Source organism: Paraburkholderia sp. PREW-6R (genome assembly GCF_039621805.1).
In the GTDB taxonomy this organism is placed as follows: domain Bacteria; phylum Pseudomonadota; class Gammaproteobacteria; order Burkholderiales; family Burkholderiaceae; genus Paraburkholderia.
The window spans coordinates 319,378-343,715 of record NZ_CP155074.1 but is presented as its reverse complement, the minus strand read 5'-3'; the positions used below and the strand labels follow the sequence as shown (position 1 = coordinate 343,715).

Annotated in this window: 22 protein-coding genes; 6 read left to right on the top strand and 16 right to left on the bottom strand. The window is 63.6% G+C overall.

All coding sequences use genetic code 11. The features are described 5' to 3' along the window. Positions 1-43: 43 nt before the first annotated feature. From AAGS40_RS16855 to AAGS40_RS16840, 4 genes are all read right to left on the bottom strand, one after another. A complete protein-coding gene (locus tag AAGS40_RS16855; protein ID WP_345815925.1) occupies positions 44-628 on the bottom strand; it encodes an amino acid synthesis family protein in 585 nt (194 codons plus the stop codon). Positions 629-699: 71 nt separating this feature from the next. Beyond that, positions 700-1,290 carry an amino acid synthesis family protein gene (locus AAGS40_RS16850; protein WP_345815924.1) on the bottom strand — a complete coding sequence of 197 codons (591 nt, stop codon included), beginning with the start codon at positions 1,288-1,290 and terminating at the stop codon, positions 700-702. Then, a complete protein-coding gene (locus tag AAGS40_RS16845; protein ID WP_345815923.1) occupies positions 1,266-2,204 on the bottom strand; it encodes a UPF0280 family protein in 939 nt (312 codons plus the stop codon). The genes AAGS40_RS16850 and AAGS40_RS16845 overlap by 25 nt, the downstream gene beginning before the upstream one ends. Before the next feature lie 19 nt (positions 2,205-2,223). Next, positions 2,224-3,843, bottom strand: coding sequence for a 6-hydroxynicotinate reductase (locus AAGS40_RS16840; protein WP_345815922.1), 1,620 nt, complete (start codon positions 3,841-3,843; stop codon positions 2,224-2,226). A 387-nt stretch (positions 3,844-4,230) separates the two neighbouring features. On the opposite strand from AAGS40_RS16840, the gene AAGS40_RS16835 reads away from it, so the two are divergent. Continuing rightward, entirely contained in the window at positions 4,231-4,947 is a 717-nt protein-coding gene (locus AAGS40_RS16835; protein ID WP_345815921.1) for a TetR/AcrR family transcriptional regulator, read from the top strand. 54 nt (positions 4,948-5,001) lie between these two features. On the opposite strand, the gene pcaC is transcribed toward AAGS40_RS16835, so the two are convergent. The 5 genes from pcaC to AAGS40_RS16810 form a co-directional block, all read right to left on the bottom strand. Further along, the gene (gene pcaC / locus AAGS40_RS16830) at positions 5,002-5,397 is read right to left on the bottom strand and encodes a 4-carboxymuconolactone decarboxylase (RefSeq protein WP_345815920.1); all 396 of its coding nucleotides are present in this window, start codon (positions 5,395-5,397) and stop codon (positions 5,002-5,004) included. Continuing rightward, positions 5,394-6,185, bottom strand: coding sequence for a 3-oxoadipate enol-lactonase (gene pcaD, locus AAGS40_RS16825; RefSeq protein ID WP_345815919.1), 792 nt, complete (start codon positions 6,183-6,185; stop codon positions 5,394-5,396). The genes pcaC and pcaD overlap by 4 nt, the downstream gene beginning before the upstream one ends. Before the next feature lie 5 nt (positions 6,186-6,190). Further along, positions 6,191-7,570 carry a 3-carboxy-cis,cis-muconate cycloisomerase gene (locus tag AAGS40_RS16820; protein WP_345815918.1) on the bottom strand — a complete coding sequence of 460 codons (1,380 nt, stop codon included), beginning with the start codon at positions 7,568-7,570 and terminating at the stop codon, positions 6,191-6,193. Between the two features lie 212 nt (positions 7,571-7,782). Further along, positions 7,783-8,442 carry a 3-oxoacid CoA-transferase subunit B gene (locus AAGS40_RS16815; RefSeq protein WP_345815917.1) on the bottom strand — a complete coding sequence of 220 codons (660 nt, stop codon included), beginning with the start codon at positions 8,440-8,442 and terminating at the stop codon, positions 7,783-7,785. Positions 8,443-8,452: 10 nt separating this feature from the next. Next, positions 8,453-9,157: a 3-oxoacid CoA-transferase subunit A gene (locus tag AAGS40_RS16810; protein ID WP_345815916.1), complete on the bottom strand. Its 705-nt coding sequence runs from the start codon at positions 9,155-9,157 to the stop codon at positions 8,453-8,455. Between the two features lie 401 nt (positions 9,158-9,558). On the opposite strand from AAGS40_RS16810, the gene AAGS40_RS16805 reads away from it, so the two are divergent. The 3 genes from AAGS40_RS16805 (at position 9,559) to AAGS40_RS16795 (ending at position 12,525) form a co-directional block, all read left to right on the top strand. Further along, a complete protein-coding gene (locus AAGS40_RS16805; RefSeq protein ID WP_345815915.1) occupies positions 9,559-10,488 on the top strand; it encodes a LysR family transcriptional regulator in 930 nt (309 codons plus the stop codon). A gap of 146 nt (positions 10,489-10,634) precedes the next feature. Then, a complete protein-coding gene (folE, locus tag AAGS40_RS16800; protein WP_345815914.1) occupies positions 10,635-11,273 on the top strand; it encodes a GTP cyclohydrolase I FolE in 639 nt (212 codons plus the stop codon). Between the two features lie 196 nt (positions 11,274-11,469). Then, positions 11,470-12,525 (top strand): VTT domain-containing protein, encoded by a 1,056-nt coding sequence (locus tag AAGS40_RS16795; RefSeq protein ID WP_345815913.1) that lies wholly within the window; start codon positions 11,470-11,472, stop codon positions 12,523-12,525. A gap of 46 nt (positions 12,526-12,571) precedes the next feature. On the opposite strand, the gene AAGS40_RS16790 is transcribed toward AAGS40_RS16795, so the two are convergent. Then, on the bottom strand, positions 12,572-14,146 hold the full coding sequence (locus AAGS40_RS16790) for a diguanylate cyclase (RefSeq protein ID WP_345815912.1): 1,575 nt from the start codon (positions 14,144-14,146) through the stop codon (positions 12,572-12,574). A gap of 144 nt (positions 14,147-14,290) precedes the next feature. Beyond that, on the bottom strand, positions 14,291-15,193 hold the full coding sequence (locus AAGS40_RS16785) for a CHAD domain-containing protein (RefSeq protein ID WP_345815911.1): 903 nt from the start codon (positions 15,191-15,193) through the stop codon (positions 14,291-14,293). 321 nt (positions 15,194-15,514) lie between these two features. Here AAGS40_RS16785 and AAGS40_RS16780 point away from each other — a divergent pair, with 321 nt between their 5' ends. After that, a complete protein-coding gene (locus tag AAGS40_RS16780) occupies positions 15,515-17,098 on the top strand; it encodes an inorganic phosphate transporter (RefSeq protein ID WP_345815910.1) in 1,584 nt (527 codons plus the stop codon). A 139-nt stretch (positions 17,099-17,237) separates the two neighbouring features. Here the strand turns inward: AAGS40_RS16780 and ppk2 are convergent, their stop codons facing one another. Together ppk2 and AAGS40_RS16770 are read right to left on the bottom strand one after the other, a co-directional pair. After that, positions 17,238-18,164, bottom strand: a complete 927-nt coding sequence (gene ppk2 / locus AAGS40_RS16775; protein ID WP_345815909.1) for a polyphosphate kinase 2 — start codon at positions 18,162-18,164, stop codon at positions 17,238-17,240. Positions 18,165-18,362: 198 nt separating this feature from the next. Continuing rightward, positions 18,363-18,761 carry a VOC family protein gene (locus tag AAGS40_RS16770; RefSeq protein WP_345815908.1) on the bottom strand — a complete coding sequence of 133 codons (399 nt, stop codon included), beginning with the start codon at positions 18,759-18,761 and terminating at the stop codon, positions 18,363-18,365. A 137-nt stretch (positions 18,762-18,898) separates the two neighbouring features. On the opposite strand from AAGS40_RS16770, the gene AAGS40_RS16765 reads away from it, so the two are divergent. Beyond that, positions 18,899-19,942 carry a trypsin-like peptidase domain-containing protein gene (locus tag AAGS40_RS16765; RefSeq protein WP_345815907.1) on the top strand — a complete coding sequence of 348 codons (1,044 nt, stop codon included), beginning with the start codon at positions 18,899-18,901 and terminating at the stop codon, positions 19,940-19,942. Between the two features lie 96 nt (positions 19,943-20,038). Here the strand turns inward: AAGS40_RS16765 and ggt are convergent, their stop codons facing one another. The 3 genes from ggt to AAGS40_RS16750 form a co-directional block, all read right to left on the bottom strand. After that, entirely contained in the window at positions 20,039-21,772 is a 1,734-nt protein-coding gene (ggt, locus tag AAGS40_RS16760) for a gamma-glutamyltransferase (protein ID WP_345815906.1), read from the bottom strand. Between the two features lie 143 nt (positions 21,773-21,915). Further along, complete coding sequence (locus AAGS40_RS16755; RefSeq protein ID WP_345815905.1) at positions 21,916-23,319, bottom strand: MFS transporter; 1,404 nt, start codon at positions 23,317-23,319, stop codon at positions 21,916-21,918. A gap of 234 nt (positions 23,320-23,553) precedes the next feature. Next, positions 23,554-24,315 (bottom strand): phosphocholine cytidylyltransferase family protein, encoded by a 762-nt coding sequence (locus AAGS40_RS16750; protein WP_345815904.1) that lies wholly within the window; start codon positions 24,313-24,315, stop codon positions 23,554-23,556. Positions 24,316-24,338: the final 23 nt, after the last annotated feature.

The following is a 24,338-nucleotide window of genomic DNA, read 5'->3' as shown; positions in this document are numbered from 1 at the left end:
TTGCACGCGTCAACGGCGGAACACTACCACTGCGCTGCGCCACTCAGCGCAAACCGTCCTCACCTTTGATTTCACTCACCTGCAAGCCGCCGATGCGCGGCAGCGGCCGGCCCGAAGCCGTCACCGCCACGGCGACGACAATCTCGTTGGCGCGCGGCGCGTCCGACACCCGCGCTTCGATTGCGTCGAAATGACTGCGCACGAAGGCAGCGTCTTTGTGGCCGAGCGGCACGTCGATCGCGGTGCCGAGCGTGCCCATTTTTTTCGCCGACGGCACGAGCGCCGCGCCTTTCTCGACCGCCTCGCGCAGCGGCGCCCCCAGTTTCGGATGCAGAATAGCCGCCGCGTGTTCCAGTTCGCCGGCCTCGCCGACGATTGCCGCCTTGCCGTAACTCTGCGCATCGCCCGGCGCGATGCCGAGTGCCTCGACGCAGCGCTTGCCGAGCAGTGCGCCCAATTCTTCGCCCGCTTCGATCAGCGCGTCGAGTCTGGGCTCATAGCGGCCCGCATACGGGTTGTCGATCACGGCGATCGCAACGGCGCGGCGCGCCGGCGGATCGATCGTCTGTCCCATTTCAATGCGCGTTTCGTCCACCTGTACGATCAGCTTGCGAAGCTTGATTGCCATCTCGTTCTCCGTGTTTCGATGCCTGATACCGCGTGTTCCTTGCTGCGCTCGATGCCGATAGGTTCGCGCGCTCAGCGCAAGCCGTCCTTGCCGGCAATCGCCTCTTTCGCCAGACCGCCGACGCGCGCATGCACGCGCTGCCCGGTGCTCATCACGAGGATGTACACCACTTCGTCCGCGGCGGGCGCGCCTGGCACGCGTACTTCCATCGCGTCAAAATGACTGCGCACGTAGCTGGCGTTGACGTGCGTGAGCGGCACGTCGAGCGAGGTGGACGGCGCCCCGACCTTCTTCGTGGACGGGACGATTGCGTGGGTGGGCACCCCGTTGTTCTCCAGCAGCTCCCGCATTGCATAGCCGCCGGGAACGTGCCACAGCGCGCCGTGCTCGAGTTCGCCGCGCGAGCCGACGATCGCCCCCTTGCCATAACCTTCGATCGATGCATGCGGCACTGCCATCGAGGCAAGCAGCCGCTGCGCCATGTCGAAGCCGATCGGTTTGAGCGCTTCCATCGCATGCTCGATTTTTGCTTCGTAGCGGCCGGCGAACGGGTTCGTCATCACCGCCGCGATGGCGCCGCGCCGCAAAGGCTGCCTTGGTGCAGGGCCAAACTCGTGGAAGATATCTTCGACGTGCGTCAGCACGCGGCGTATTTCGAACACGGAGCCTCCGTTATTGTCGCGGCGCGCGGCTTGAGCAGCGCCCCTGTTTGTTCAATCCCGGCGACGCGCACCTGCCCTTGCAGGAACAGCGCGGCGCCTTCGATCACGCCCTCGTCGAGCAGATGCCGCGCCGTATCGACGCCGCGCGCGAGCGCATAATCGATCAGCGGCTGCGGCAGGCGCGGCACGTCGACGGTGACGAGCAGATCGCCGAGATCGCTGTCGTCTTTCAATGACGACGCCGGCCGGCGCAGTACGCCAGCGTGATCCACATTGACGGCGTTGGCGATCATCGTGGCGGCGGCATCGGCCGCAGCGGCGTTGCGCGCGAGTACCGTCACGCTATCGGCAATGCCAAGACTGAAGCTGCGGCCGCGCCAGCCGCTCGTCGCCACACCGCGCACCGGTTGGCTTGCGTCGAGCGTCAGATTGGCGTCGAAAGCGTGGCTGCTTGCCACACGGCCGCCCGCGTAATCCGACAGATCCGCAAACACGCCGACCCGGTACTGCTGCCGTTCGCCCAGATGTAACGCGATATCACCGCCATTGTTGATGAACGCTCGCGCCACGCCTTCACGCGCGAAGGCGGCGATCAGTTCATCGGCGACACTGCCCGCGACCGCTGCCATTGGCGTGATGTAGCGCGACCGATGAATATGGCACGCCGACCACATGCGTCGCGCAACTGCGCCTTCCAGCGGGCAATCGTTTGACGTCGCTTCGCGCGCCACGGGTTTGCGCAGCCACTTCAGTTCGCGCACCAGTTCCGGCAGAACGTCGGCGAAGCGCGTCCAGGCAGCGGCATCAGCCGCCTCCAGCGCGGCGGGTTCGCCGTCTGCGCTCAGGATCAGGTCGATCGGCCCGTATTGCCAGTGCCAGCGGGTGGCGTCGAGTCGGGTTCGGGTTGGATTCATCGGGGTCGCGCGGGCCGGGTTAGCCGAGCATCGGCGGCATGGCAGGCGGCCACGGATTCGCGGCATGGCGCGCCAGCGTCCGACGCGCACGCGGCGCGCCGTCGGTATGTTCCGGGCCATTCGCCAGCACGCTCTGCAACGAGCGCACCGCATCGAGATGGCCGCCGAGATCGCGATACGTGTGATACGTCATCGTGAATTCGATTGGCGCGACGATCGCCGGCGTGGGGACGGTGCCGAACGAACGGTCGGGCATGCGCGACACGTCGACCATCACGGTAATGCCGCCGCCTGGCCACACATAGGCCGGCGCACCGCCGCACGTCACGTTCACGAGGCTCTGCTTGATGGCGCGTGTCAGCAAGACGGGATTTTCCGTGGCACCCGCGCGCAGACTGCCGCCCGCGCCGCCCAGAAACAACACCGTGGCCAGCGACGGTTCGCAGTTCTCGCCGATGCGCTCGACCGTGCGGCGCACCGCGTCCGGCATGGCGGCGACGCGAGGCACGAGATCGCGGTCGAGCTCATACCACTGAGCGTGCTCGCCGGTGGTCGACACCATCAGCAGGCGCATGCCTGGCTTCGCTAACTCGGGATCGAAGCCTTCGACGATCGCCAGAGGGTCCTGAATATCCGTGCCGCCCCAACCGGTGCCGGGATTGGCGACCTGGAAATAGCGCCCCGGTGTGGATTTGCGGCCGCGAATCTTCAGCCCCGATCGTTCCATACCGAGGCATCTGCCGGCCTGGTGCTCGGTGAGTACGCCGGTAATGTGATCGTCCACGACGACGACTTCATCGGCATGGCCAAACCACTGTTTGGCGAAGATGCCGATGGTCGCCGAGCCGCACCCTACCCGCATGCGCTGTTCTTCCACCCCGTCGACAATCGGCGCGGCGCCTGCGCGAATGACGAGACTCGCGCCGCCGTCGATGGTGAGCTCCACCGCTTCCTTGTTGCCGAGCGCGAGCATCATGTCGCAGGTCACGCGGCCTTCTTTCTTGCTGCCGCCCGTCAGATGATGCACGCCGCCGAGGCTCAGCATCTGCGAGCCGTATTCCGCGGTGGTCACGTGACCGACAATCTCGCCGCGGCAACGCACGTTGGATTGCTCCGGGCCGAGAAAGCGGTCCGTGTCGATCTTTACCTTGAAACTGCAGTAGCTGAAAATGCCCTCGGTGACGACCGTAATCATGTCGACGTCGTCGAGTTTGGAGGCGACGATGAAAGGCGCGGGCTTGTAGTCAGGATAGGTCGAAGACGCGCCGACGCCGGTGACGAACAACGCCTGTTCGACGATGGGATCGGCCACAGTATCGGCCGCTTCGGACGATGCACCGAATTCGATCGTCGCGTCGTGCAAACCCGCATGGGTGTGCGAAGGCAGCGCCGCGCGCGACAGGAACACCACGGGATCGACCCGAATGAGCCGGCCCTCTGCATTCGCATAACGGTCACATGCGCCCGTGCGCCCTTCGGATATCTGGCACAACACCGGACACGCATTACATTCGATCTTGTTCGCGGCCATACGCTCGCTGCGCGGTGCGGCCTTTTCGAGCACGGTCGGTCCCGGTGTCGAGGCGGTTTCGCCATCGACGCTTTCCGCTCCGAAATCGACCTTCGTATGTTCTGTCATGGTGGGGGATTCCATACGACGACATTACAATCGGTGCTGCCGGCTCGCAGAAAGACCCTTGATTCAGGGCATTTTCTCGCGCTGCGCGTTATCCCATGTTGCGGCCACTTACCGTTCGTGTAGTATCCGCTACACCAAAGCTGAATGAAATTTACCTGATCAAAATAGAGTGCGCAACGCGTTTCCGGATGCGGCACCCATGGTGCAGCGCGACATCGACGCGTGACTGATGATTCAATGTACGCCGATCTCCTCGCGCACGCTGCGGCGTTCGCAACCGATCAGGCGGGCTGTATGATGAAGGCGAGCGCTTCGCGTGCGGCACGAGGCGACGCGCACAATCTGCAATCAACACGCAACGAGAACCGACAAAGAGACGAGACCGCCATGAGTCCCACCGCGGCCCGCAAGCCGGGCGCTACCGGCATCCGTGCGAAACAGGCGCAGGACACGCGCGCGAAGATCCTGAAAGCGGCAATCAAGGTTTTTGCGAAGCAAGGCTATGCGAGCGGTCGCGTCGAAAGCATCTCGAAGGCCGCGCGCTCGCACGATCGCATGATTTACTACTACTTCGGCAGCAAGGAACAGTTGTTCGTCGAAGTGCTCGAGACGATCTATACGCAATTCAATGAGGCGGAAAGCCGGCTCGATCTGGATCTGGCCGATCCCGTGCATGGACTCGAACAGATGGTCGAATTCGTGTGGCAGTACTACCTGGATCACCCTGAATTCGTCACGCTGCTGTCGAGCGAAAATCTGCACCAGGGCAAGCATGCGAAGAAATCATCGAAGCTAAAGGAGATTTCCGGTTATGCGATTTCAGTCGTGCAGAAGCTGCTGGATGCGGGGCAGGCTCAAAACGTTTTCCGCGCCGACGTAAAGGCGCGCGACGTTTATCTGATGATCGCGTCGCTCGGTTATTTCTACAATGCCAATCAGTACACGCTCGGCGCGTTTCTCGGAGAACCGCTGATGGAGAAGGCGGCTTTGGAACATTGGCGTGGGGTCATCAAAGACACCGTGCTGCGCGCGGTGCGGCTGCATTTGCCGGTCGATGCTGCTCATGCGCTGGCGGAAAGCGAATCCGTGCGTGGCGCCGTATAAAAAAACGCGCACTCTTTGCAGAAGTGCGCGTTCTGACGAGTCGACGAAGCGGCTTTATGGGTTGGCCGCTGCGGCGTCGTCTTCGCGGAATATTTTGTCGGCCAGATGAAACGCCGAATTCGCGGCCGGCACTCCGCAGTAGATCGCGGATTGCAGCAGCACTTCCTTGATCTGCTCGCGCGTCACGCCGTTGTTTTTCGCCGCACGCAAATGCAAAGCCAGTTCCTCGCTGCGATTGAGCGCAACCATCATCGAAATGGTGAGCAGGCTGCGCGTGTGGCGCGGCAAACCTTCACGCGTCCAGATTTCTCCCCAGGCATAACGGGTGATGAAGTTCTGGAATTCCTCGGTCAGTTCATTCCGGTTTGCGAGCGAGCGATCGACATGCGCACTGCCAAGCACCGCGCGACGCACGCCAAGCCCGGCTTCATAGCGGTCTTCGTCGTTCATTTCTGCTCCGTCAGGAAATCGAGCAGGGTTCGGTTGAACGCGCTCACCTGCTCGATGTTGGAAATATGGGAAGCGTCCAGTTCGACATAGCGCGCGCCGGGGATCGATTGCGCGAGATCGCGCCCTTGCGCGGGCGTTGCGGCGAGATCGTGCGTGCCGCTGATCACCAGCACCGGCGCCTTGATGCCGGGCGCTTCGGGGCGCAGGTCGGCCGCGTCGATGGCTTCGCAATTGGATGCGTAGCCTTCTTTATCCGTGTGGACGAACGTATCGCGGATCATCGCCAGCACGACCGGTTCGCGCTCCATGTAATCGGCGGTGAACCAGCGCGGCAGAACCGCATCGGCCAGCGCGAGCATCCCTTCGCCGCGCGCCTTTGCGGCGCGCGGCACCCACACTTCCGGGGAGCCGATGCGCGCGGCCGTATTGCACAGCACGAAGCGATCGAAGCGGTCGCCGTGACGCGCCGCGAGCGCGATACCGGTCAAACCGCCCATCGACAGGCCGCAAAAGTGTGCGCGCGTGATCTTCAGCGTGTCCATCAGGCCGATCACGTCGCCGGTCAGTTGCCCGATCGTATAGGGCCCCTTCGGCGTTTCCGAATGACCGTGCCCACGCGTGTCGTAGCGCAGCACGCGAAAGTGCTTCGACAACGCCGCGACTTGCGGCGCCCACATCGACATATCGCTGCCGAGCGAATTCGACAGCACGATCCACGGCGCGCTGCCGTGCCTGTCGCCGTCGATTCGATAGTGAAGCTCGGTGCCGTTGACTGCGGCGTAAGGCATGCCCGTTACTCCTTGTGATGGGCGCGCTTGGCGCGCGCGGTGTGAAGTGCCAGCGCGGCGTCCACGTACGCGTGGGCCTGACCGACGTATTGAGCCGGATCGAGCAGTTGCTGCAAGCGCTCGACCGGCAGATGCTGCGTGACAGCCAGGTCCGCGGACAGCACGTCGAACAGCGTTGTGCCCTCCGCGATCGCGGCCTTCGACGCGCGCTCCACCAGATGATGCGCATCAAGCCTTCCGATCCGGTCGCCAAGCGCGAGCATGACGGCCTCGCCGAGAATCAGGCCATGCGTGACGTCGAGATTCCTGGCAAGGCCTGCCACATTCACGTTGAGCCCGCCGGCAATCTGTTCGAAGTGGGCCAGCGCGCCGCCCGCGAGACGCGCGAGGTCCGGCAGCGCGTCCCATTCGGCTTGCCAGCCGCCGAGCGCGCGTTCATGTTCCTGCACCATGCCGGCGAACACTGTCGCAACGAGGCCGGGCGCGCGCGTGGCCGCCGTCAGCACGGCCGCGCAGCCCACGGGGTTGCGCTTATGCGGCATCGTCGATGAACCGCCCTTGCCCGCTGCCGAGGGCTCGGCCAGTTCGTCGATTTCGGTTTGCATCTGCAACGAAACGTCGCGCGCAATCTTGCCGAGCGTGCCGATCAGCATGCCGAACAGCGACGCCGTCTCGGCGATCCGGTCACGCTGCGTGTGCCACGGCAGCGTGGGCACGGCGAGGCCGAGTTCAGCGGCAAGTGTTCGTGTGACGTGCGGTGCGGCCTCGCGCAGACTCGCGAGCGTACCGGCCGCGCCGCCGAATTGCACCACGAGCACGCGCTCGCGCAATGCGTCGAGCCGGTCGCGATGACGCAGCAGCGCATCGAGCCACTGCGCGAATTTCAGGCCGAGCGTGATCGGCAACGCCTGCTGCAGCCAGGTGCGGCCGATCATCGGCGTCGCGCGATGGGTGGCTGCGAGTGCGGCCAACGCGTCGCAGGTGGACTGCAAGCCGGTGTCGAGCAGATTGAAGGTATCGCGCAGTTGCAGCACCGTCGCCGTGTCGATGATGTCCTGGCTCGTCGCGCCCCAGTGCACGTATTTGGATGCTTCCGCATCGGCTGCCTTGACGCGCGCGGTGAGTTGCTTGACGAGCGGAATCGCAAGGTTGCCGCCGAGCGCGGCGTCGCGCGCAAGCGCGTCGGCGTCGAGTTGCGCAGCCTGGCACGACGCCTCGATCGCGGGCACCGCGCTTTGCGGAATCACCTGATGCGCGGCGGACGCGCGAGCGAGCGCGGCTTCGACATCGAGCATGCGTTGCAACGTGGCACGCGGGGACCAGACGTCGTTCATGGACTGCGTGCCGCAAAGAAGGCCGGTCAGACGGCCGCTGGAGTCGAGCATGGTGGCGTCGGTGTTCGGAGAAGGCGGATGAGATGAGGTCGCGGTTCGCGTGCGATTACAACGAGCGGGCCGCCTCGCGGCGCCCGTTCATTCGACATGCGGCGATCCGTTACACGGCAGCAGATAGCGTACCGCAAGCGAAGCGGCTGTGTATCGGCTCAAGCACACAGCCGCGCACAGCAACTCAGCTACAGCGCTGCGCGCTGAACCCTTCAGGCTGCCTGCGCCGCCTGCGTACCGTCGATCATCGGCACGCCGGTCAGCTTCTGCAACGCATCGAAGTCGATGTCGGAGAAAATTTCGCGCACCACGAGCCCCTGGTCAGTGACGTCGATCATCGCCAGGTCCGTATAGATTCGGTCCACGCAACCCACGCCCGTGACAGGATAGCTGCATTCGGCGGCAATCTTGCTCTCGCCTTGCCGGGTCAGGTGCTCCATCATCACGTAGACCTGCTTTGCGCCGATCGCCAGATCCATCGCACCGCCGACGGCCGGAATCGCGTCGGGCGCGCCGGTATGCCAGTTGGCCAGATCGCCTTTCGCCGACACCTGGAACGCGCCGAGCACGCAGAAATCCAGATGGCCGCCCCGCATCATCGCGAATGAATCGGCATGGTGGAAAAATGCACCGCCGGTGAGCAGCGTCACGTGCTGCTTGCCGGCGTTGATCAGTTCGTCGTCTTCCTCGCCTTTTGCGGGCGCCGGGCCCATGCCGAGCAGCCCGTTTTCGCTATGCAGAAAGATTTCCTTGTCGGCGCCAAGGTGGTTGGCCACCAATGTCGGCACGCCGATGCCGAGATTCACGTACGCGCCTTCGGGAATATCCTGGGCCACGCGTTGGGCCATTTCATCGCGAGTCAGTTTTTTCATCTCAGTCTCCTCAGGCGGCGTTCGCGGACGCGAGTTCGGCTCGGTGTGCGGCTTGCGGCACTTCGACCACGCGCTGCACGAAAATGCCGGGCGTCACGATGTTCTCCGGGTCGAGTTCGCCAAGCGGGACGACTTGCGACACTTGCACGATCGCCGTTTTCGCCGCGCTCGCCATGATCGGGCCAAAGTTGCGCGCGGTCTTGCGATACACCAGATTGCCCCAGCGGTCGCCCTTGAACGCCTTGATCAGTGCGAAGTCGGCATGCAGCGGCGATTCGAGCACATAGTGCTTGCCGTCGATCAGGCGCGTTTCCTTGCCTTCCGCGAGACGGGTGCCATATCCCGTGGGCGTGAAGAACCCGCCGATGCCGGCGCCAGCCGCGCGAATCCGTTCGGCCAGATTGCCCTGCGGCACGAGTTCGAGCTCGATCTCGCCCGCCCGATAAAGCGCATCGAACACATACGAATCCGTCTGACGCGGAAACGAGCAGATGATCTTGCGCACGCGTTTGGCTTTCAGCAACGCCGCGAGGCCGATGTCGCCATTTCCCGCGTTGTTGTTGACGATGGTCAGCTCGCGCGCGCCCTGCTCGATCAGCGCGTCGATCAATTCCGACGGCATGCCAGCGGTGCCGAAGCCGCCGATCATGACGGTCGCGCCGTCGTGGACATCGGCAACCGCCGACTGCAATGACTCGAAAATCTTGTTGATCATGTCGATTCCTCTAAAGGCGCTACGTGCCGCGCGATTGTCCGCCAAGGCAGCCAGTCGCGGCGCACGGTCTCCGGGCCGGGCCAGGCGCGACCGCGGGTGTTAATGCGGGCTGGCGCCTTCGGTACATTCGCGCGAAAATTGTTCGATATATGAACATGGATTCGTTTAGCGAACGATTCGGCGATTATGGTTGGCGTCCAGACGAATTGTCAAGGCAGGGCCTTCCCCACCATCATAGGTTTTAAGCCGCACAAGAGACGGCCGTCTTCGGCCCGGCGGGCTGCACGAACGACCGACGTCTATCCATTGGCGGAATCTCCAGGCTACCCTTTATCCACCTGGCCAATATTGCGCAACAGGGCAGTCCTCCGTCGCGTTGAACGCCGCCAACTACAACACACATGTCAGAGACTCAACTGGATCTGAATCTGATCCCCTACCTCGTCGCAATGGGCGACATGCGCAATGTCAGCCGCGCGGCGGAGCAACTCGGCGTCAGCCAGCCGCGCGTGAGCACTGCGCTCGGCCGGCTGCGCGAGTATTTCGACGATCCGCTATTCGTCCGCACGTCGAAAGGCATGGAGCCGACGCCGCGCGCGCTCGCCATCTTGCCCGCCGCCCGCGACGCGCTGCTGCGAATCGAAAAAGGCATGCTCGACGTGCAGGACTTCGATCCCGCCACCAGCACGCACACCTTCTCCATCGCGCTCTCCGACGTCGGCGAGATCGTATTCCTGCCGCGCCTTCTCCAGCTATTCGCCGAGCGCGCGCCCAATGCCAATCTGCGTTCGGTGACGCTGCCGCCGTCTAACGTCGAACGCGGGCTCGAATCGGGCGACGTGGACCTTGCCGTCGGCTATTTCCCCGACCTGGCGGGCAACAACTTCTTCCAGCAGCGGCTCTTTACGCATCGCTTCATCTGCCTGATGCGCACGGGTCATCCGCTGTCGCGCGGACCGCTCACGCTCGCCCAATTCGTGGCCGCGGGTCATGCGGTGGTGCGCGCGGAAGGCCGCAGCCAGGAAGTGCTCGAACAGTTCCTGGAAAAAAAGCGCATCAAGCGGCGCGCGGTGCTCGAAACGCCTCACTTCATGAGCCTGCCGTTCATTCTCGCGCGCACGGATCTGCTCGCCACGGTGCCGCACGCCATCGGCTTCGCTTATGTGTCGGAGCATGCGTCGATTACGCTGGTCGAGCCGCCGCTGCCGCTGCCGCGCTTCGACCTGCGGCAGCACTGGCATCGCAAATTCCACAACGATCCGCGCGGCACGTGGCTGCGCGGCGTGGTTGCCGAACTCTTCAACGACGCGCTCGACGAGTGGCCAAAGTAGCTGCCCGCCAACCGCAATGCCCACTGCAAAAGGAGACACCGACGCGGGGACATCGACACGATATCGATCAAAACATGGAACAATGGCTGCACTCATAGAACTTGCGCGCACCGTACAGGATCGGCGCGCGATCGCAGGAGCGACGGATGACAGACAGCAAAACAAAGAAAGCCGCCAACGGGGTGGCAGCCGAGCGCCCGAGTCGCGAAGAAGCGGAAGCAGCGGTACGCGTGCTATTGCGTTGGGCCGGTGACGATCCCTCGCGCGAAGGTCTGCTCGACACGCCGGCACGCGTGGTGCGCTCTTACGAGGAGTTCTTCGCGGGCTATCAGGTCGACCCGCGCGAAATCCTCGCCCGCACGTTTTCCGAGGTGGACGGCTACGACGAGATGATCGTGCTGAAAGACATCCGCTTCGAAAGCTACTGCGAGCACCACATGGTGCCGATCATCGGGCGGGCGCACGTCGCCTATCTGCCCGAGCATCGCGTGGTGGGCATTTCCAAGCTGGCGCGTCTCGTCGACGCATTCGCCAAGCGCCTGCAGATCCAGGAAAAGATGACGGTGCAGATTGCCGACACGTTGAACGAAGTGCTGCAACCGGCCGGCGTCGGCGTGATTCTGGAAGCCGCGCATCAGTGCATGTCGACCCGCGGCGTCCATAAGGCCGGTGTCACCATGGTCACATCGCGCATGCTGGGCACGTTCCGGACGGACCCGTCGACGCGCCGCGAGTTTCTTTCGATCGTCGGCAATCCTGGCGTGGTGGCGATCCCCAATACGTAGCCTCAAAGTCGGCGCACAGCGAGGCGCGCTCCGACCTCGTGCACGCAGACGCTGCCTGCGGGTCACCATGCCGCGCGCCGCGCAGCCGAAACGCCTGTCTAACCGCGCCAACCGCCATTCGGGAACACGCTTTGCAGGGAGCACCGGAAAGCCATGATGGCCCACCGGCTCAGCCGCAATAACAGGAGCGTCTCAATTGATCGAGTTTCCGTCTTCGGCGGTTTCCACCTGGGGCGGCGCAGTCGTGTTCATCAACGTGCTGCTCACGCGTCTCGGCGTGCCGATTCCCGCCGTGCCGGTACTGCTGTTCGCAGGCTCGGCGATCGCTGCGCATACGCTCTCTTTCTGGCCGATCCTGTGCGCGGCGGTGGCCGCTGCGCTGATCGGCGACGGCACATGGTTCGCGGCGGGACGCATCTATGGGCGCAGGCTGATCGGCGCGCTCGGGCGGGTGTCGCCAGCCATCGACTCAAAGGTCGACAAGGCGCGTGCGTTATTCGAGCGCTTCGGCGTACCGCTCGTGTCGATTTCCAAGTTTGTCCCCGGACTCGCATTGATCACGCCGCCGCTGATGGGCACGACGGCTGTCGATACGCGTATCTACGCGATCTGGGATTTCGCCGGCGCAACCGCGTGGGCCACTTTCTGGCTGGTCGGCGGCGCAGCGGCGGAACGCCAGTTACATATGCTGCTGTCGTTTGTCAGAGCGCAAGGCGGCACGGTAATCGATGTGCTGTTGGGCGCGGCGCTGATCTTTCTGGTTTATCGCCTGCTGCTGCGCCGTCGCGCGCGCCGCACCATGGCCGACACTCGGGCCGCGGACGCCGCGGCATCGGCGCGAGCCGCGCCGGGCGTGTGGCGCCGCATCGCGCAGCCGAAAGTGCTCGACGCCCGTCCGCAAGGCGTGCCCGGACAGCAGCGCAGTATTCCCGGCGCGCTGACACTCGACCCGAACTCGCCCGATCAGATCGACGGCGCATTGCGTGCGTACGACATGGTGATCTATTGCATCTGTCCGGATAGCGCAACCGCCGTCGAGATCACGCAGCGCATGCGCAGCAACGGCTACACGCGTATTCGCGCGTTGCGCGGCGGTCTCGATGCGTGGCAGCGGCGAGGCTTTCCTGTCGAACCGCCGCCCGGTCCCGCCGACGAACTGAGCACGGGCAAACGCGTTGTCACGTCGCGCAGCGAGATGCGCGGCGCGGTCACGCTGCGCGGGTTCGCGCCGCGCCGCAGCGGCAGCGCGTGAGCGAGGCAGCCTTGCGCTGCGGCGGTGGCTAAAGCGCGCTGTCCATTTACGGCGACGAAGCCTGCGCCGCCGCTTGCGCCGCCTGTGCCGCCGAACTGACCCGGTTACGACCCGCTGCTTTGGCAGCATAGAGTTGCCGGTCGGCCGAGGTCAGCAGGTCGAGCGCGTTCGTGCCGTCGGCGGGCACGCACGTCGAGCAGCCAATGCTGACCGTCACGGTAACGGGGTCGCCTTCGTGATGAATGACATGCTGGCCCTGCACCTGGCGACGGACTTTCTCGGCGACGTTAAGCGCGCCTTCGGCCGACGTCTCCGGCAGCAGCACCGCGAATTCCTCGCCGCCATAGCGCGCAACGAGATCGATCGAGCGTCTGACCGTCGCCAGAATGCACTCGGACACGGCGATCAGCGCCTCGTCGCCGCTTGCATGGCCGTAGGTATCGTTAAAGCGCTTGAAATGATCGATGTCGATGAAGAGCGCCGACAGCGGCTTCTTGCTCCGCCGCGCGCGCTGCCATTCCTCGTCGAGCCGTCGGTCGAGCACGCGGCGGTTGCTGAGGCCCGTGAGCGGGTCGGTCGCGGCGAGCCGGACCAGCGCGTCCTGCGCCCGCAGCTTGTCGCGCAGCACGAACGCGAACAGCCACGAGACCATCACGAACGCTACGCCAAACGCGAGCGTCAGCGCGCCGATCACCCGGCTGCGCCGACGCCACGGCGCCAGCACTTCGTCAACCGACGGCGCGACCGCCGCGATCAGCGGCGTGCCCGGCACGTGCGCGTAGGTGTACATGCGGCGCACGCCGTCGACCGCGGAAACCGCTTCATAGCTGCCCGAATCGTGCATGGCCATGATCTGGAAGGTGGGCGACTTCGCGATGCTCGAGCCTACATCGCGTGCAGAGACAGGCTTGCGGGCGAGCAACGTGCCGTCGTCCATGACAATGAATACGGAGCCAAGCCGCCCCGTGTTGATGCGATCGAGCAGATGCTGGAAATATTCGATGCGAATGGCAAGCAACGCAACGCCGCCAAAGCTGCCGTCCGGCTGGTTGATACGCCGCGACAGACCAATCGATAGTTTGCCGTCGCGCAGCCGCGAGCGGAATGGATGCGAAAAATACAGTCCGACCGTAGGATTATGCTGATGCGCAACAAAGTAATCGCGATCGGCGAGCCGGATTGCCGCGTTCGCGTCGCTTTGCTGCGAAGCGAGCACCTCGCCGTTTGTACCGATGACGTAGGCGCCGCCGAGATAAGCCGCGGTCGTCGCGCGGTCGAACAGCACGGCCCGCCGCACGTCGACGGGCAGGGTCCACGCGACGTGGTCCTGCGCGCCGTCCACCATCGCCTGAAGCGACAAGTCGTAGATCTCGACGTTGCGCGCGAGGTCGGTTGAAATGATCGCGACGAGATTCTGCGAGGTGTCGCGCGCGTGGTCGATCGCGTCCGTGCGGCCGGTGCTGAGTGCCAGCAACGTCATTCCGGCCATGCAGACGCCGACCAGTGTGCCGGCGAGCCCCGCGAAAAACGGGTGGCTACCCATGTATCGGGACGCGGCCGCTAGGTTCAGGCGTAGTGTCTTGCGCATCTGACGACGCAGCGAACGCGATCGGTGTACCACGTGCGCCTCGCCTCCTTCGCAATGTTTCGCGCGCCGTCTGGCGCGAGAACACCGCTTCTATTTGTGGTTATCCGGTCCGCGCGGCTGCGGCGGTGCAGTGCCGCTTGCCGAGCCCTTGGCTAAGCTCATGCCTCGCCATCGATGCTAGCGAAGTAGCGCTGCTGCCGAACGCATCCGGCGTTTGCGCTCTTTTTTGAGCCATTGCAGCGCACCATCGGCGTCGCCCGAGCCGTCGAGCCGCGCCGCGTTCTCGCGCAGCAGCGTTTCGCTCGCGACGACATCATTCAGCTTACCAAATCGGTTCTGAATCTGCTTCAAACGCTTGACGGTGCGTTTATGCTTGCCGCTGAGCTCCGGCCCAAAAAATTCGAGCAGGTAGCGAAGCTTCTTTCCCTCCTTCCTGACGTCGTGATAAGTCGCGTAGTTCGAACGTTTGGCGCGGCTCGCCCGTTTCATGCGCTTCTTCAATGCGCGTTCGGACGCTTTCACGCGCCTGTTCGCAAACTTGCGCAGACTGACACGCTCATGCGCCGTGTTGAGTTCTTTTGACGCGCTTGTCAGCGCTTCGCGCAGCATATGTTTGACGTCGGCGTTCAGCAGCGTTTCGCGGCTCGTCGCCAGCGTGTCGCCACGAATGGCTTCGAGGCGGGGCGCCATTTCACTCGCGCCGCTTTCGTCTTCCTTGAACAACTGGATCAGGATGTCCCAGTCGCGCGTCTTGCCGGCCGCCGTTGCCAGAAATTTGTAAAGCGAACGGTGGCGCGTGCTCTCGTCTTTGTCGAGCAGCGGTTCGAAGGCCCACCATAGCGAACGCAGGCGCCGCAACGACACGCGCAGCCTGTGGAGCGCTTCAGGCGAAGAGTCTTCCCGCACCGCGTGCGCATGCTCGATCGCTTCGTCGACGAGTGGCGCAGCATACGCGCTGAAGGCGGATTGCGCGGTTTGAACCGGGCGCGCCGCCTGACCCGTCTTCTGGGCGCCCGCCTGCACGCTGCCGGACGACGGATTGCCCGCAATCCCGGTGGGCTGATGGCTTGCACGCTTCATCGAAGTCCTTTATCAGATGATTACTCCCAATCAGCCTAGCAAGAAAAGAACCCGCGGGATATTAGCGTTCGCCTGCATGGTGCGAATTGACTATCAAGCCGCCCGATCATCCGGCGTAACGAAACTGCCAGCACGATTCGGACGACTTACCTTCAGATTTCGCCAGCCCGCACCGGCCCCGTTCCGCGAACGCCAAGACCACGGCCCTTCGGGCTCGTGATCGTGTCTTGGCCTGAATAGTGGACACGTAACTGTCATCATTTCGACACAGGCCCACCGCACGATCGTAAGCTCCGCGACAACTTTACTGGGGCACACGTCATGCCGGAACTTTCGTATCCGCAAGGGGCCGCGAGCGGCAAGGGGCGCAATATCGGCCTCATTGTCTTTCTCGCGGTCATCGTAGTTGGCGCAGTGTATTGCGCCGTGCATCTGCTGGACGATCTGCAACCTGTCCGCGAAGCCTCGGTTCTGCCTTACCTGTTGCTCGGCGTTGCATTGCTGATCGCGTTGGGCTTCGAATTCGTCAACGGTTTCCATGACACGGCCAACGCGGTCGCGACCGTCATCTACACCCATTCGCTCGCACCGAATCTGGCGGTCGTGTGGTCAGGCGCGTGGAATTTCCTTGGCGTGCTGACATCGACCGGCGCGGTCGCCTTCGGCATTCTGCAGTTGCTGCCCGTCGAACTGATTTTGCAGGTAGGCAGCAGTGCCGGCTTCGCGATGGTTTTCGCGCTGCTGATCGCGGCGATCATCTGGAACCTCGGCACGTGGTGGCTCGGGCTGCCCTCGTCCAGCTCGCATACGCTGATCGGCTCAATCATTGGCGTCGGCCTGATGAACCAGATGATGCACGGCCGGGACGGCACGAGCGGCGTGGACTGGGCCCAGGCACTCGGCGTGGGCAAATCGCTGCTGTTCTCACCGCTCGTCGGCTTTCTTGCGGCTGGTCTGCTGCTGCTGATTCTTAAAGCCGTGGTACGGATTCCCGCACTGTACGCCGAGCCGAAGGGCAACGAGCCGCCGCCGTTCTGGATTCGCTCGCTGCTGATCCTGACCTGCACGGGCGTCTCGTTTGCGCATGGCTCGAACGACGGCCAGAAAGGCATGGGCCTCATCATGCTGATCCTGATCGGCACGGTGCCGACCGCCTACGCGCTGAACAAGGCCGTGACGCCCGCCGAAACGCAAACTTTCCTCGCGGTGGCACACGAGACGTCCGCCACGCTCGGCAAATACACGAACGGCGCGGCAGCGTCGGCCAATCCGCGCGCCGATGTGGAGGCCTATGTGCGCACTCGTCAACTCACGCCTGCCACGCTGCCGGCGTTGCAGCAGTTGACCGGCATCATCGGTCAGCAGGTCGGCGATTCGGGTTCCATGGCCAATGTGCCGCAAAGTATCGTCGATAACGTGCGCAACAACATGTACGTTGCGTCCGAGGCGATCCGCCTGATGACCAAAGCGAAACAGCCGGCGTTCGCCCCGGCCGACGCGAAAGTCATCGACAACTTCAAGGCGCAGACCGACCACGCCACCAAGTTCATTCCCACCTGGGTGAAAGTCGCTGTCGCTATCGCGCTGGGTCTCGGCACGATGGTCGGCTGGAAGCGCATCGTGGTGACGGTGGGCGAGAAGATCGGCAAGCAGCATCTGACCTACGGCCAGGGCGCGTCCGCCGAACTGGTGGCGATGCTGACCATTGGCGCGGCCGACATGTACGGACTGCCGGTGTCGACGACGCACGTGCTCTCGTCGGGCGTGGCGGGCACGATGGCGGCCAACGGTTCGGGCCTGCAATGGGGCACCGTGCGCAGCCTGGTGCTTGCATGGGTGCTGACACTGCCGGCTTCGATCGTGCTGGCGGCGGGCCTGTACTGGGTGTTCCGGCTGGTGTTCTAACGGGTGGTTCGGCGCACGGCAGCCGGGCCCCGAGCCCCGCTGCCGCCAACCAGAAAAAAGCGCGGCCAGGTCGAACAGACCTGGCCGCGCTTTTCTATTGCCTGAAACCGGCGACGCCGAGCGCCGCCGCATCATGCGATCAGTACACCTCGGGCACGATCATGGAAGCCGGCACCGGCTGACGGCTATATTCGTCGTGATAGACACGGGCCGGCAGTTCGATGCTCGGGTGATCGATCTCGTGATACGGCACCTGACTGAGCAGATGGTGGATGCAGTTCAGACGCGCGCGTTTCTTGTCCACGGCCTGCACGACCCACCACGGCGCCTCGGGAATGTGCGAGCGCTGCAGCATGACCTCCTTGGCCTGCGTATAAGCTTCCCAGCGGCGCCGGCTCTCCAGGTCCATTGGACTGAGCTTCCACTGCTTGAGCGGGTCGTGAATGCGGTTCTGGAAGCGGATTTCCTGCTCTTCGTCGGTGATCGAAAACCAGTATTTGAGGATCTGCACGCCGCTACGCACAAGCATCTTTTCAAACTCGGGGACCGAGCGGAAAAACTCCTCATACTCTTCGTCGCTGCAGAAATTCATCACGCGCTCCACGCCGGCGCGGTTGTACCAGCTGCGATCGAACAGCACCATTTCGCCGCCTGCGGGCAGGTGCGAGACGTACCGCTGGAAATACCACTGGGTGCGCTCACGGTTGTTCGGCGCGGGCAGCGCAGCTACGCGGCACACGCGCGGATTCAGACGCTGCGTGATGCGCTTGATCGCACCGCCCTTGCCGGCCGCGTCGCGCCCTTCGAAAATCACCACGAGGCGGTGGCCGGTTTGCACGATCCAGTCCTGCAGTTTGACGAGTTCGCCCTGCAGACGGAACAGCTCGCGAAAGTACATCTTGCGCGCTTCGCGATGCTCGGGCGTAAAGCCGTCCGCGCCGTCGACGATGCGGTCATCGACCTCCATTTCGAGTTCCTCGTCGTACGCGTCGATGAGGTCCTCCTCGAAACGGCGCTGCCGCTCGGCGCGCAATTCATTATCAGGTCTCGAATCCTGCTCTTTCATTGCGGCTCTCCTCGCGAAAAAAACTATTGGGGCGCGCGGCGATTTGCGCGGCGCGGACGCGCTCGATTATCGAAGCGTCGAATGTCAACCGTGTTACCGGCGCGGGCGGCGCGCGATGAGCGCCCCATCGCGCGATGCAAAGGCCGCCTCGCGTGCCGCGTTCCCTGGACATGATAGCGAGTTTCGCGCACTCGCCTGCTAGCGCAATGGTTTGGCGAAACTGATCTCGTGTCCGTCCACATCTGTCATGTGGAAATAGCGTTCGCCCCATGGCGCATCGGCCGGTTCGGATGACGGCTGCAAACCCGCACCCAGCGCTTTGCGATGCAGCGCGTCGACGTCGGACACGTAGACGATCACGCGTCCCCACCAAGCCACCGGCGCACGCGTGTCGAGGATCAGGTTTAAAAAACCGTCACCCAATGCAAACGATGTGAATGCGGCCTGCGGCCCGCCGAATCTCAACGGAAAGCCGAGCGCCTCGTAAAAGTGAACGGCGCGCGGCATGTCGTGCGTGGCGAGTGTGATGGCGCTCAGCGACTCGATGCGCGGCTCCGTGGAGCCGCCTGAATTCGTGGCGCCGGCGGGCGTGTTCATGATGCTTGTCTCCCTGTCTGGCGTGGCAGCGAAGCTGAAGTGTCTCACGGCCTGACGCAATACACGGACCACGGACTGCTACTTGAAAACGCCTGCCGCGCCCTGCATCTGCATTTCCGTTTATCCGGAGCATCGCCATGGGAAGCCGCCCACGCTTCATCGATGACCTGTCGCGCGCCGCATCCGACGCACCCGGGTCAGCCACACTCAACCCGTTGTCCGACGAAATGGTGCTCGACGCCTATTCGCGCACCGTGATCGGCGCGCTGGAGCGCGTCCAGCAGGCCGTCGCCTTCATCTCCGTCGAGCGACGCGTGCCCGGCGAGCCGTCCGCGCGTGGTCGCGGCGCGCGCGGCGGCACCGGCTCGGGCTTCCTCTTTACGCCTGACGGCTATCTGCTCACCAACAGCCATGTCGTGCATGGCGCCACGCACATCCAGGTCACGCTCGCCGACGGCGCGAAATTCGACGCCGATCTCGTCGGCGACGATCCCGGCAGCGATCTCGCCGTGTTGCGAATCGGCTCGCCGGAGCCGCTGCCGCACGTCGAACTCGGTGAATCGTCGAAGCTGCGCGTAGGACAGATCGCGATCGCGGTCGGCAACCCGCTCGGCCTCGCGCAAACCGTGACGACAGGCGTCGTGTCCGCGCTCGGCCGTTCGTTGCGCTCGAATTCGGGCCGCATGATCTACGACGTGATTCAGACCGACGCTGCATTGAACCCCGGCAATTCGGGCGGTCCGCTGATCAATTCGGCGGGCCAGGTGATCGGCGTGAACACTGCGATCATTCCCGGCGCGCAGGCGATCTGCTTCGCAACTGCAATCGATACGGCCAAGTGGGTCATCATGCAGATTTTTGCGCATGGCCGCGTGCGACGCGCGTATATCGGCGTGGCTGGCACCACGACGCCGCTGTCGCGGCGCGTGCAACGCTATTTCGGCCTGAGCGCGGAAAGCGGCGTGTACGTGATGGAAATCGTCAAAGGCAGCCCCGCCGCGCTCGGGGGTCTAGGTACCGACGACACGATCGTCGCGATCGATTCGCTCGCCGTGCAGGACGTGGACGGCCTGCAACGCGCGCTGGATGCGTCTCGGATCGACAGGCCCGTCAGCGTGACGGTGTTGCGCGGCGCGCAGCGTCTTGAACTCACCTTGACGCCGGTCGAACAGGCGGGTTGATAAGCGGCACGACGCTCGTGCAGAAAAAAGCCTCGCGCCCGCAGGATGGGACGCGAGGCTTTTTGTGCGTTGTAGCCGCTCGAACCGCTCGAGCGGTTACGGGATGATCCGCGTTACGCCACGGCCGCGTGGATCGGCGGCGGCCTCCGGCGTATCGCCGTTCACCTTGATCGCCTGAATGTCGCCGCTGAAATCCTGGCCCTTCAGCGTGTAGCCCTTCGCTTCGATCTGCTTCGCAAGTTCGCCGTCGATCGGCTTGTACGGCTCCCAGAAGATCGTGTTCGGCGGCAACAGCTGATGATGGAAGCGCATCGCGGCGACGGCGTCCGGCAGCGGCATGTTGAAGTCATACACGTTGTTGATCACCTGGAAAATGGACGTAAAGATGCGTGAGCCGCCAGGCGTGCCGATCACGAGCGACACCTTGCCGTCCTTCGTCAGAATGGTCGGGCTCATCGACGAAAGCGGGCGCTTCTTCGGCTCGATCGCATTCGCGTCGCTGCCCACCACGCCGAACATATTGGCGACGCCCGGCTTGGCGGAGAAGTCATCCATCTCGTCGTTCAGCACGATGCCGGTGCGATCTGCCACCACGCCCGACCCAAAATAACCGTTGATGGTGTAAGTGTTCGACACCGCATTACCCCATTTGTCGATCACGGAAAAGTGCGTGGTTTCCGCTTTTTCCGGCATCGACGTACCGAGCCCCGGTTGCACGCTTTTCGTGTCCGACGGCGTGTCGGGATTGACCTCCGCGGCGCGTTTGGCGAGATAGGCGTCGTCGGTGAGTTGCGCGATCGGCACCTTGTAGAAGTCAGGATCGCCGAGATACTGCGCGCGATCGGCGAACACGCGCTTCTCGATCTCCGCGATCAGATGCACGTATTGTGCGGAATTGAGCGCGACGCCCTTGAAGTCCGGCGCGAGATCCGCCTTCATCTTCAGCAGCTGCACGAGCCCGATACCACCGGAGCTCGGCGGCGGCGCGGTGTAGACGCGATAGCCGTTCCAGTCCGCCTGCACCGGCTGACGCCAGACTGCCTTGTACTGCTGCAGGTCGGCCTTGGTGATGAGGCCATGACCGCGCATGGATTCCGCGATCAGATCAGCCGTCTTACCCTGATAGAAATCTTTCGCGCCCTGATCCGAAATGCGCTGCAACACGGCGGCGAGATCGGGCTGTTTGAAATTGACGCCTTTCTTCAGATTGCCAAAGTAAGTGTCGAAGTTGGTCTTGCCGTCGAAGTCTTTCGCGGCCGCGTCGCGACGGTCCTGCAATTGCTGGTCGACTTCGAAGCCATCGCGCGCATAGTGAATGGCCGGCGCCAGCACCTGTTTCCACTTGAGCTTGCCGAAGCGGCGTTGCGCCTGCCACATGCCGTCCACCGTGCCGGGCACACCCACTGCGCGATAACCGAACAGGCTCATGCCTTTGATGACCTCGCCCTTGTCGTCGAGGTACATGTTCCTCGTCGCGGCAAGCGGCGCACGTTCGCGATAGTCGAGGAAGTAAGGCTTGCCGTCGACATAAAGCGTCATGAAGCCGCCGCCGCCGATGTTGCCCGCTTCCGGGTACGTGACGGCAAGCGTGAAGGCAATGGCGACCGCGGCGTCGACTGCGTTACCGCCTTCCTTGAAAATCTGCTCGGCGGCATCGGCGCTGTACTTGTCGGCAACCGCAATGGCGGACGCGCTCAGAACGGCAGGCGGAGTTTTCGAGGGCGCCTTCGCGACGGCGGGCGTGGCTTCGAGAAAGCCGGTAGAAACGGAGACGAGCGCGACCAGCGCAAACCCGCTGGTGGACGACTTGGCGTTGCGGAACAACCTCATTGCATATCCCCCAGGACGACTGTTTGATCTGAAATAACGAACCGCTGCCTTGGGCTTATAACATGCGCGGCATGCGTTTGCGAAGCCATCGCCATCCATCAGCCGCGTGCTGCGACACCCGGCGCGAGCGCAGGCACGAGGTCTTACGCGCGTCCGCGCGTGCCGCGTGCGATTTCGTCGCCGGCGTTCAACGGCAGGCGCGCCGTGACAGGAATCGACATGAGCGAGAAGAGGCCGACCACGAGGAACGCCGGCCAGAAGTCCGAGAACACGATCGTGGCATGCCCCTGCACGTTGTGCGAAATCTGCAGCACAAGACCCGCGATCGTCACGCCAAGGCCCAATGAGATTTGCTGGACCACGCTTGCAACACTCGTTGCACGGCCCACGTCGCGGCTCGGAATGTCCGCGTAGGCCAGTGTGTTGAGCGACGTGAATTGCAGCGACGGAAAGAAGCCGCCGAACAGCACGACGCACCAGATCAGCCAGTGCGGTGTACCGGGAAAAAAGAGACCATAGACCGCGATTGCAAGTCCTGCGCACACGGCATTGAACATCAGCACGGTGCGAAAGCCGAAGCGCTCGAGAATGCGCGACGCGGCGGCCTTCATGAAGATCGAACCGAACGCGGACGCGCAGGTAATCGAGCCCGACTTGAACGCCGTCATGCCCAGTCCTTCCTGCAGCGCGAGCGGCAACAGAAACGGCACTGCGCCAAGGCCGATACGGAACAGCGACCCGCCGACCACGCTCGCGTGAAAACTGGGAATGCGCAACAGGCGAAGGTCGAGCACCGGCAACTCGACGCGGCTCGCGTAGAGCGCATAGACCACGAGCAACGCCGCGCCGATCGCACACATGGCGAGCGACGTACTGTTCGACACCAGTTCGCCGCCCACGAGCGACAGGCCCAGCATGAACAACGACGCGCCGCTCGCTGACAGCATGAAGCCGATCCAGTCGAGCCGCCCGGGATGCGGTTCACGCACGTTGGCGATATGTTTATTCGCGAGCCAGATGCCGAGCAGGCCGATCGGAATGTTGATGAAAAAGATCAACCGCCAGTGCAGGTACGTGGTGATGAAGCCGCCGAGCGGCGGCCCGATGACCGGCCCCAACAGCGCGGGCACGGTCAGGTAATTCACCGCGCGGATAAAGTCCGACTTCGGCAAAGACCGGAAGATGATGATGCGTCCTACCGGCACCATCATCGCGCCGCCAATGCCTTGTACGAAACGCGCGAACACGAAGGTTTCGAGTGATCGGGACGCCGCGCACATCAGCGAACCGGCCATGAATATGCCGATGGCCGTGCGAAACACGGTGCGCGAACCGAACCGGTCAGCGACCCAGCCGCAAATGGGAATGAACACGCCGAGCCCGATGACATACGCCGTCACGGCCAGCTTGAGCGTAATGGGGTCCTGTCCGAGGTCGCGCGCCAGAACCGGCAGCGACGTCACGATAACCGTGCCGTCCACGTTTTCCATGAACATCGCGCACGCGACGATCAGCGGAACAATGAAGGTGCCTAAAGCGAGAGGCATTGGCAGGACAACGGGCCGGAGGGAGCCGTCGGGGTAAAGGCTGGATTATCGCATTGCAACGGCAACGGATGTTGTCGAACGACCGGGTTTTTGCCGCCTCGAAGCGTTCGATCGCAAGGTGGTTGAGCGCGCAACGACATGCAACTGGCTACGTCATGAAGGTGCAGCACGGCAATGAGCCGGCGCGCGGCCGGCTCATCGTGGCGATACCTGTGACGCAGCGCGACGTGCGAATCAGCGCGACGTGACGAGCGGCTGCAATTGCGGCAGGATCTCGGCGCCGGCACGCGCCACGTCGTTCGGGAAATCGATCTCGATCCACGGCGCGCCGGTCACATCGGCAGTGTCGAACACCTGGCTGCGCTCCAGCAGCAGGTCGCGCACGGCTTCTTCGTGAGGCAGATTGGCACGGCCACTATCCACGTAGCCTGCGACGATTTCAGCAAAGCGCTGGGCGGTTTCATGACGGAAGCGGAAGAACCCCACCGACTCGCCGATCGTGTCGTAGTCGAGATTCACGGCGAGTTGCTTGCGCAGTTCGACCGGCACGCCCTCTTTCAGACACAGCTTGACGGGCTCGTCGCCGGCTTCGAAATCGCGGTCGATCAGCAGACGGTTCACGGTTTCGCCCGCCACCAGCGCGCTCAGAATGCGTTCGTCGTACAGCACGTCGGCGTCCATCAGCAGCACGTCACCGCCGCGCGTCAGCGCCTCGGCCACCGTATGCACGGTCAGCACGCTGCCCAGATCGAAACGCGGGTTCAGCACCGTCTCCACCTCGTGCGGCCAGTTGATGCGCGCCAGTTCCGCCTGCACCGACTCAGGCTGGAAGCCGAGCGCCAGCACCACCTCGGTAATGCCCGCAGTTTCGAGCATTTGCAGATGCCGTTCGAGCAGGCTCATGCCGTCGAACTGCAACAGACACTTCGGGAACTGTGCTTCCGGCGGTTGCTGGAGACGCAGGCCGAGGCCCGCTGCGAGAATGATGGCACGCATGCGCGGTCCTTTTGAAAAGAAAC